This is a genomic window from Desulfosarcina sp. (genome assembly GCF_041551955.1).
In the GTDB taxonomy this organism is placed as follows: Bacteria; Desulfobacterota; Desulfobacteria; order Desulfobacterales; family Desulfosarcinaceae; genus Desulfosarcina.
On record NZ_JBFELV010000328.1, the window covers coordinates 1 to 5,654 of the forward strand.

The 5,654-nt window shown below is 58.3% G+C and carries 6 protein-coding genes; 2 read left to right on the forward strand and 4 right to left on the reverse strand.

Annotated elements, in window-relative coordinates:
• Together ABYV26_RS19245 and ABYV26_RS19250 are read right to left on the reverse strand one after the other, a co-directional pair.
• Window positions 1–252 (reverse strand): hypothetical protein (locus tag ABYV26_RS19245; RefSeq protein ID WP_372682977.1); only part of this gene is annotated, 252 nt, incomplete at its 3' end.
• The gene (locus tag ABYV26_RS19250; protein ID WP_372682979.1) at window positions 252–1,628 is read right to left on the reverse strand and encodes a TrpB-like pyridoxal phosphate-dependent enzyme; all 1,377 of its coding nucleotides are present in this window, start codon (window positions 1,626–1,628) and stop codon (window positions 252–254) included. The genes ABYV26_RS19245 and ABYV26_RS19250, both read right to left, overlap by 1 nt.
• A 342-nt stretch (window positions 1,629–1,970) precedes the next feature.
• Here ABYV26_RS19250 and ABYV26_RS19255 point away from each other — a divergent pair, with 342 nt between their 5' ends.
• Complete coding sequence (locus tag ABYV26_RS19255) at window positions 1,971–2,840, forward strand: YheT family hydrolase (protein ID WP_372682980.1); 870 nt, start codon at window positions 1,971–1,973, stop codon at window positions 2,838–2,840.
• A 139-nt stretch (window positions 2,841–2,979) separates the two neighbouring features.
• Here ABYV26_RS19255 and ABYV26_RS19260 read toward each other — a convergent pair whose 3' ends face one another.
• Complete coding sequence (locus ABYV26_RS19260) at window positions 2,980–3,990, reverse strand: TIGR00266 family protein (protein WP_372682981.1); 1,011 nt, start codon at window positions 3,988–3,990, stop codon at window positions 2,980–2,982.
• A gap of 198 nt (window positions 3,991–4,188) precedes the next feature.
• On the reverse strand, window positions 4,189–4,857 hold the full coding sequence (locus ABYV26_RS19265) for a tellurite resistance TerB family protein (protein ID WP_372682982.1): 669 nt from the start codon (window positions 4,855–4,857) through the stop codon (window positions 4,189–4,191).
• Window positions 4,858–5,068: 211 nt separating this feature from the next.
• Between ABYV26_RS19265 and tsaA the strand changes: the two genes are divergently transcribed.
• Window positions 5,069–5,654: tRNA (N6-threonylcarbamoyladenosine(37)-N6)-methyltransferase TrmO (gene tsaA, locus ABYV26_RS19270; protein WP_372682983.1), on the forward strand; the 586-nt coding region annotated here is incomplete at its 3' end.

Sequence of the window (5,654 nt, forward strand, 5' to 3'; positions counted from 1 at the left end):
AGCCCGCGCCTGGGCCTGGCGGATCAGATCCACCAGGCTGGTCAATTTCGGCTGGATACGGCGGGCGGAAAGCGCGTCGAAGGCGTCCGCTGACAGGCAGGCTTGCATGTACCCCACCACGTCGAACCGTTCCCACCAGCAGTCGAACACCTTGAAGCAGGGTGTTTCGCCTTCTCCGCATACGTTGCAGTAGCCAAAGGCCACGTCACCGCCCAACCGCGGGCATCGCCGTTCAAGACGTTCCGGTTCCATCAAGCACTCTTGATGTTCTGAGGTTTGGGGTAATTTTTCAGAATTTCGGTAGACTTCTCGATCTCGGCATCGTCCAGATTGAAATCGAACAGTTCGCCGGAGAAGTATTTGTCGTAGGCACCCAGATCCAACAGGCCATGTCCGCTAAAGTTGACCACGATGGTTTTCGCTTTGCCCTCGTCTTTGGCGATCCGGGCCTCTTCCACCACCTGTGCCAGGGCATTGGAGGTCTCCGGCGCAGGGATGAAGCCCTCGGTGCGCGCCCACAGGACACCGGCCTCGTAGGCGGCCATCTGACCCACGGATTTGGGTGTGAGCAACCCCTCGTTGATCAGCTGGCTGACGGTGGGGGCCATGCCGTGGTAGCGCAGGCCGCCGGCGTGGATCGGCGCCGGCACGAAGTTGTGTCCCAGGCTGTGCATGGGAAGCAGCGGCGTGTAACCGGCGGTGTCGCCGTGGTCATAGGCGAAAGGCGCCCGGGTCATCGTGGGGCAGGCCTTGGGTTCCACCGGGTAGATCTCGATCTGCCTGCCGTTCATTTTGTCGAGCACGAAGGGGAAGGCCAAGCCGGCAAAATTGCTGCCGCCGCCGGCGCAGCCGATGACAATGTCCGGATAGTCTCCGGCCATTTCGAATTGTTTTTTGGCCTCCAGGCCGATGATGGTCTGGTGGAGCATCACATGGTTGAGCACGCTGCCGAGCGAGTAGCGGGTTTTTCCCGATGTGTCGCTCACCGCCGCTTCAACGGCTTCTGAAATAGCGATGCCCAGGCTTCCCGGGGTGTTGGGGTCCCTTTCCAGGGCGTCCCGACCGGCCTTGGTCTCATTGCTGGGCGAAGCGATGCACTTGCCGCCCCAGGTTTCCATCATGGCTTTGCGATAGGGCTTCTGATCGAAGCTGATGCGCACCATGTAGACCTTGCAGGTCAATCCGAACTGGGCACAGGCGAAGGAGAGCGCGCTGCCCCACTGACCGGCGCCCGTTTCTGTGGTGATCTTCTCTATGCCAAAGACCTTGTTGTAGTAAGCCTGGGGTACGGCCGTATTGGGCTTGTGGCTGCCCGGAGGACTCATACCTTCGTTTTTGTAGTATATTTTCGCCGGCGTGCCCAAGGCCTTCTCCAGGTTGGTGGCCCGGGTCAAGGGCGCCGGCCGCCAGATGGAAAGCACATCCAGAACCGGTTCGGGAATGTCGATCCAACGATCCGAACTCACCTCCTGCTCAATGAGGTTCATGGGAAATACCGGTGCCAGCATATCGGGGCTTATCGGTTGGCCGTCGGGTCCCAGGGGAGGGTTCATCTTGATATCCGCCAGGATATTGTACCATTGTCTGGGAATCTCATCTTTGGACAGGATAAAGCTCTTGGGTTTCATGCACGTTCCTCCTTCGTTGTAAAAAAAAACCCGCCGACCTTCACGGCAAACGCAGTTTGGCACATCCGGATAAAATGCCAACACTATCACGAGGATTGTTTTTACGCTGCCCATCGTGTTTCTGTCAATAGAAATGCCCGGACTGTTCGATGGTTGGGGTTTACCAGCGGATGAGAAATTGATATTACAAGAGGCCTGATCGTTCTCTGCCGACCTCAAACCGTGGGAGAAAAGCGACCGTCGATGGAATCCGGTAAATTAAATCCGCCTTTTTGGTTGAAGCCGGCCGGCGTCCAGACCGCCCTAGCCAGCGCAGGCATGCGTGCTTGGGGAAATAATCCCATGGTCGACGCTGCCCGGGAGGCCATCCTCACCACCGCGGAGGGGGTGCGCCTGTCGGGGTTCATGAGTCGTCAACCCCGACACCATAACAAGGGTCTGGCAATTTTACTGCACGGCTGGGAAGGCAGTTCGGACTCCACCTATATCCGCACCACGGGCCGTTTTCTATTCAACCGTGGTTTTGATGTATTCCGTCTCAACCTCCGGGATCACGGCCCCAGTCACCACCTGAACACCGGAATTTTCTACGCGGTGCTCCTCGACGAAGTCTTCGATGCCGTGCGCCAGATCAGCGAGGCGGAACATGGAAAGCCGGTGATGCTCGCCGGGTTCTCTCTGGGGGGCAATTTTGTCTTGCGAATCGCCCGGCGCTGCGCCATGCAGGCCATCGACAACCTGAGGCAGATCATCAGCATCAGCCCCGTGCTCGATCCGGACAAGGCCACGGACCGCATCGACAACAGCCGGTTTATTCTGAAATACTTTCTTAAAAAATGGCGGCGATCCCTGACCATCAAACAGCGTTTGTTCCCGAAACGGTATGACTTTTCCGCCATCATGGACGTGGATAATATCCGAGAGATGACCGAACGGCTCCTGGCACGCTACAGCGATTATGACAGTGCCACATCTTATTTCAGGGGTTATTCACTTACCAACAACGACCTTCAGGGAGTCACCGTTCCCACCACCATCATCACTGCCGAAGACGACCCCATTATACCCGTGGAGGATTTCTACAACCTGCACACCAGTCCTGCGACCCGCCTGATCGTCCAGCCCTATGGAGGACACAACGGTTTCCTGGAAGGGTGGCGACTAAACGGGTGGTACGAACGGGTGATGGTCGAGGCGTTCGAGAACGCCTGATTGGTGAATTCAAGAATATAGGGATTAAGGGATTGGGAATTGGATGCGGTATTGAGCTTCGCCAATCCCTAATCCCCTAATCCCCTAATCCCCCAATTCCCTAATCCCCCAATTCCCTAATCCCCTAATCCCGCAATTTCTAAAACCGGTTATCGCCGTCGATTAGCCCGCCTAACGACCCCAAAAGGGATCCTTCGCCCCGGCTGCCACCGCGCTGGGGGGCAGCCTGGAGCATCCGGCCGGCCAGCCGCGAGAAGGGCAGAGATTGGAGCCAAATCCTGCCGGGCCCGTGAAGGGTCGCGAAAAAGAGTCCCTCGCCGCCGAACAGGGCCGTCTTGATATTGCCCGCCTGGCGGATATCGAAGTTCACGGTTTTTTCAAGGGCCACGATGCAGCCGGTGTCCACATCCAGCACCTCGCCGGGTTTGAGCTGGCGCTCTACCACGGTGCCGCCGGCATGAACGAAAACCAAGCCGTCCCCCTCCAGTTTCTGCATGATGAAGCCCTCGCCGCCGAAAAGGCCGGTGAGGATTTTCTTCTGCAGGTGGATGCCGATGGAAACCCCCTTGGCCGCACACAGGAAACTGTCCTTCTGACAGATCAGGCAGCCATTGACGCTGGGCAGGGGTACGGGAATGATGTTGCCCGGATAAGGGGCGCCGAAAGCCACGTGGCCCTTGCCCTGGCCCGTGTGGGTGAACACGGTCATGAAAAGGCTTTCTCCGGTAAGCAGCCGTTTACCCGCGCCCATAAGCTTGTCCATGAACCCCCCGCCGCCACCCGAGGGCGTCGAGGCATCCCCGAATACGGTCTGCATGTCGATAGTGCTGTCCTTGTACATCATGGCGCCGGCCTCGGCCACGGCACTTTCACCGGGGTCCAGTTCCACCTCGACAAACTGCATCTCGGCTCCGAATACCTTGAAGTCGATCTCGTCCGCGCCTGCAGCGCGGGCAGCTGCCGGCGGCGGTGCGGGCACCGGCACACCGGGTGCCGGATTGAGTTCGGCGATGCTGGCGATAGGCTGCCATTCGGCAAACCCGTCCCGCCATGCAAAACCGTTGGGGTTCTGCCGGGCCTGGCCAATGGCCTGGGACAGATCCATGGGGCCGACTTGTTTGCCGTCAAAACTCAGATACCATTGGGTCATTTAGAGTGCCTCCAAATCAAGAAAAGGGTTCAAGGGGTCGAGGGGCCAAGGATAAAGCCGACCGTAAATCGTCCAATATCCAATTGCGACGATCGTAACCAATGGCTTACTCTGCGATGTCAAAGATTTAATTGACAGGGTTCTGGTTCTCCACTTGAGTCCTGGAATCCTCGACCCCTTGACCCCTTATAGTCGGAATCACGCCGTTTCCAGGCTGCGCTGGATTTGCTCAACTGTGGATTCATCCAGCCCCAGCCGGCTGGCCAGGGTATTCATGTATTGGCGCTCTTTTTCCGTGTCCACCTCGATGGCCATCAGGGATACGGTGAAAACCTGCCGGGCCAGCTCCGGGCTGTCGACACTGCCGACAATCGCTTCCAATTCCGCCGGTGAAAGCAGTTCCTGGACGACAAAGGCGTGCTCCTCCGGTGAGAGATCAACGGTCTGCAGACGTTTCAGGATATGGTTCCGCTCCGCCTGATCGATGACGCCGTCGGCATTGGCCGCAGCAATCATGGCCCGGATCAGAATCACCGCATCCGGCTTACCGGCCGGATCGTCGGCCACCGGTGGCGGAGGCGCAGACACCGGCTTCCCCGGCATGGGTGGCGGCGGCGGAGCAGCCGACACCCTGCCCGTTCCCGGTGGAGATGGTAGCGCGGAACCGGGCATGGGCGGCGGCACCCCGGGTGTTCGGGGTAAGCCGCCTGCACCCTGGGGTTGATTCATGAAGTGCTCAACGGCTTCCATGGCCACACCCAAAACCCCCAGGGCGGCGCCACTTGAAACCAGGCCCCCGAGCCCACGCCGGCGGCCCCGGGTGCTGCTGCGGAGCAGTCCGCCAAGCAGTTTTTCGGGATTAAACATGATTGCCTCCCCTATCATCTGAACAATGAGAAAACGCTCGGTCCTAGCGAACGCCATTGGCTGCCGAACCAAATTCTGAAGGAGGGCGGGTGCCCTGTCAAGCAATAATATTGGCATGGATTGTGCGTTGTTCAGGGCTATCGTACTATGCTACAAACGCTGGGCATTCTGGAAAACCCACATCGAAAAACCGCGAGACAGGAGCACTTCAATGCATACGAATCTTACCTTCAACCCCGTCGGCATTGTCCATTCGTGCTTCACCGAAAAATTCGGCATTCCCCGTCAGCCGCGACTGGTTCCAGCCGCCCGTGCCACCATCGAAATGCTGCCGCCCTATGATCGGGATGAAGCGTTCAGGGGGCTGGATGACTTTTCGCATGTGTGGATCGTTTTTGTCTTTCATGGTATCGAGGCCAACAAATGGCAGCCCACCGTTCGGCCGCCACGGCTGGGGGGCAATACGCGAATCGGTGTGTTTGCCAGCCGGTCCGGATTTCGTCCCAATCCCATCGGAATGTCCTGCGTAATCCTTGAAAGCATCCGCCGGGATCACGATAAATTGCTGTTGGACGTGGCCGGTATCGACATCCTGAATCAAACCCCTGTTCTGGACATCAAACCCTACCTGCCCTATGCGGATTCGATTCCTGATGCGAATGGCGGGTATGCAGCCGAACCACCCCGGCCATCGATCTCCATCGAATTTTCGGATCAGGGACGATGTGCCATTGCCGAGGCGGAAAAAACCTATCCGGGGTTCACGGAACTGGTCGTCCAGGTGCTACGGGCCGACC